The 2,727-nt window shown below is 40.9% G+C and carries 5 protein-coding genes and 1 pseudogene; all 6 read left to right on the forward strand.

Features of this window, described 5'->3' with window-relative positions; genetic code table 11:
• Positions 1 to 21: 21 nt before the first annotated feature.
• Positions 22 to 198: pseudogene (locus tag ACTNES_RS20320) on the forward strand (type I methionyl aminopeptidase); the annotation flags it as partial.
• Between the two features lie 25 nt (positions 199 to 223).
• Positions 224 to 442 (forward strand): translation initiation factor IF-1, encoded by a 219-nt coding sequence (gene infA, locus ACTNES_RS20325; protein ID WP_005428560.1) that lies wholly within the window; start codon positions 224 to 226, stop codon positions 440 to 442.
• 547 nt (positions 443 to 989) lie between these two features.
• Positions 990 to 1,103, forward strand: coding sequence for a 50S ribosomal protein L36 (rpmJ, locus tag ACTNES_RS20330; RefSeq protein ID WP_003497809.1), 114 nt, complete (start codon positions 990 to 992; stop codon positions 1,101 to 1,103).
• A gap of 321 nt (positions 1,104 to 1,424) precedes the next feature.
• A complete protein-coding gene (rpsM, locus tag ACTNES_RS20335; RefSeq protein ID WP_008707282.1) occupies positions 1,425 to 1,793 on the forward strand; it encodes a 30S ribosomal protein S13 in 369 nt (122 codons plus the stop codon).
• Positions 1,794 to 1,955: 162 nt separating this feature from the next.
• Entirely contained in the window at positions 1,956 to 2,351 is a 396-nt protein-coding gene (gene rpsK / locus ACTNES_RS20340) for a 30S ribosomal protein S11 (RefSeq protein ID WP_008707283.1), read from the forward strand.
• A gap of 19 nt (positions 2,352 to 2,370) precedes the next feature.
• Positions 2,371 to 2,727: 30S ribosomal protein S4 (rpsD, locus tag ACTNES_RS20345; protein WP_441040519.1), on the forward strand; the 357-nt coding region annotated here is incomplete at its 3' end.

The raw sequence follows: 2,727 nt of genomic DNA on the forward strand, positions 1-2,727 counted from the left end.
AGATGTGTATAAGAGACAGGACTGATGCCGGGTATGACACTTGCGATAGAGCCTATGATCAATTTAGGACGTGCAGATGTGGCATGGCTGGATGATGAGTGGACGGTAGTAACTATGGATGGTTCTCTTTCTGCTCATTATGAGAATACGATTCTTATTACAGACGGAGATCCGGAGATTCTGACTCTTACGAAATAATTGGACGACATACAGGAGGTTTAAAATGTCAAAAGCAGATGTAATCGAAGTGGAAGGCACTGTTCTGGAAAAGCTGCCTAATGCGATGTTTAAAGTGGAACTGGAGAACAAACATGTGGTGCTTGCACATATCAGTGGAAAGTTACGTATGAATTTTATTCGTATTCTTCCTGGAGATAAAGTTACGATTGAACTGTCTCCGTATGATCTGTCTAAGGGCAGAATTATCTGGAGAGATAAGTAAGAAAATATTGACTGCGTTTGGTGCAGTGATGAGAAAGAGAGCTGGAGGGATCTGGTTCTCTTTTTTTGTGTGGTAAAGGGACGCGTATAAAAATAATTCATTTCATGTGCGGTTTCGGCATCTAAGATATTCTAAGCTGTCATAAATCTGCTAAAGGCATGAGCCGCCTTATCAAACTCGCTCCGTTGCAAACTTCGCTCAGACAGTGAGGCAGTCGGCTCATAACGCAGATTTTTTTCGCCTAAGAATATCTAAGATTCCTGCAAATGCACATGAAATGAATTATTTTTATACGCTGTGTGTTGGCAGTGGGAAGGTTTAGCTGTGATTTTTCAAACATGCTCCAGAATAGATATTAAAACTAGTTTTTATAGATGGATGATTAGGCGGGAATGGGGGAGAAAATGAAAAAATGTGATTTTATTCAAAAAAGTGCTTGCATTTTATATTTTGCTGTGATAGTATATAAACCGAACGCGTGAGTATATTGTATTTGTGCGCTCAAAAAACTGCAGATTTTAATGAATTTACGGAAGGAGGATTTCCAGTGAAAGTAAGATCATCTGTAAAGCCGATCTGCGAAAAATGCAAGATCATTAAAAGAAAAGGATCTATCAGAGTAATCTGTGAGAATCCAAAACACAAACAGCGTCAGGGTTAATTGACAGTTTAAAGTTTGTGTAACGTGCGGCTGTAGTATGAGACACCCGGAGAGGTTGTCCAGACTGTTAAAATAGTTTTAGCATGTATTGCCTAATACCGAGAGGCAACGTTGGCCCGTTGGCCGCAATAATTCGGAAAGGCTGCTTTTCGCCAATTGCAGCTGGGTGTTTTACCGAGGCACCCCAATTAGGAACTAAGAAATAAGGAAGTGATGTGTCCGATACATCCCATTTCACCTTACTTGAGTGAGAGAATTCGCGAGGGTAAGTGATGTACAGGCATTAAGGACTTTCAAAGTAGAAGATGGAGGAAACAGTACATGGCTCGTATAGCTGGTGTAGACTTACCAAGAGAAAAACGTATTGAAATCGGTCTTACCTACATTTATGGTATTGGTAGACCAAGCGCAGACAAAATCCTTGCAAAGGCAGAAGTTAATCCTGACACACGTGTCAGAGATCTGACTGATGATGAAGTAAAGAGACTCAGCGCAGTTATTGATGAAACAATGACAGTAGAAGGTGACCTTCGTAGAGAAATCGCCCTCAACATTAAGAGACTGCAGGAAATCGGATGCTACAGAGGTATCCGTCATCGTAAAGGACTTCCGGTTCGTGGTCAGAAGACTAAGACCAACGCCAGAACACGTAAAGGTCCTAAGAGAACAGTAGCTAATAAGAAGAAATAAATAAAGCTTTAAACATTTGATAAGCGTAAGCTGATCTTATGAGGAAGCTTGCATGGACACTTGATGAATGACGAGCGAAGCGAGGAAATGAATTGAGTGGACATAGTGTTTCTTGTAACATATATTTGATTGATAAATAGGAAAGTGTAGGTTAGTTTTAAAATGGCTAAAGTGACTAAAAAAGCGACTGCAAAACGTCGTGTCAAGAAAAACGTTGAACACGGACAGGCACATATTCAGTCTTCTTTCAACAATACAATTGTTACTCTGACTGACAATGAAGGAAACGCTCTTTCATGGGCAAGTGCTGGTGGTCTTGGATTTAGAGGTTCAAGAAAATCTACTCCTTATGCAGCACAGATGGCAGCTGAGACTGCAACAAAAGCTGCACTTATTCATGGTTTAAAAACTGTAGACGTTATGGTAAAAGGACCAGGATCAGGACGTGAAGCTGCAATCCGTGCCCTTCAGGCTTGCGGACTGGAAGTAACAAGCATCCGTGACGTAACTCCGGTACCACACAATGGTTGCCGTCCACCAAAACGCAGAAGAGTCTAATTTAGGAGGTATTTGAGAAATGGCAGTAAATAGAGTGCCTGTTCTGAAAAGATGCAGATCCCTTGGCCTGGATCCGATTTATTTAGGAATTGATAAAAAATCCACAAGACAGTTAAAACGTGCAAATCGTAAAATGTCTGAGTATGGTTTACAGTTAAGAGAAAAACAGAAAGCAAAATTCATCTACGGAGTTCTGGAAAAACCTTTCCACAACTACTACAACAAAGCTGACAGAATGCCGGGACAGACTGGTGCAAACCTTATGATCCTTCTTGAGAGCAGACTTGACAACGTAGTATTCCGTATGGGATTTGCTAGAACAAGAAAGGAAGCTCGTCAGATCGTTGACCACAAGGACTGTCTCTTATACACATCT

It is taken from the genome of Blautia sp. HCP3S3_D9, from assembly GCF_052063845.1.
GTDB lineage: Bacteria > Bacillota > Clostridia > Lachnospirales > Lachnospiraceae > Blautia_A.

Bases quoted from the DNA above. Each gene is read 5' to 3' on its own strand.
- rpsK (WP_008707283.1), top strand. From the start codon at position 1,956: ATGGCTAAAGTGACTAAAAAAGCGACTGCAAAACGTCGTGTCAAGAAA.
- infA (WP_005428560.1), top strand. From the start codon at position 224: ATGTCAAAAGCAGATGTAATCGAAGTGGAAGGCACTGTTCTGGAAAAG.
- rpsM (WP_008707282.1), top strand. From the start codon at position 1,425: ATGGCTCGTATAGCTGGTGTAGACTTACCAAGAGAAAAACGTATTGAA.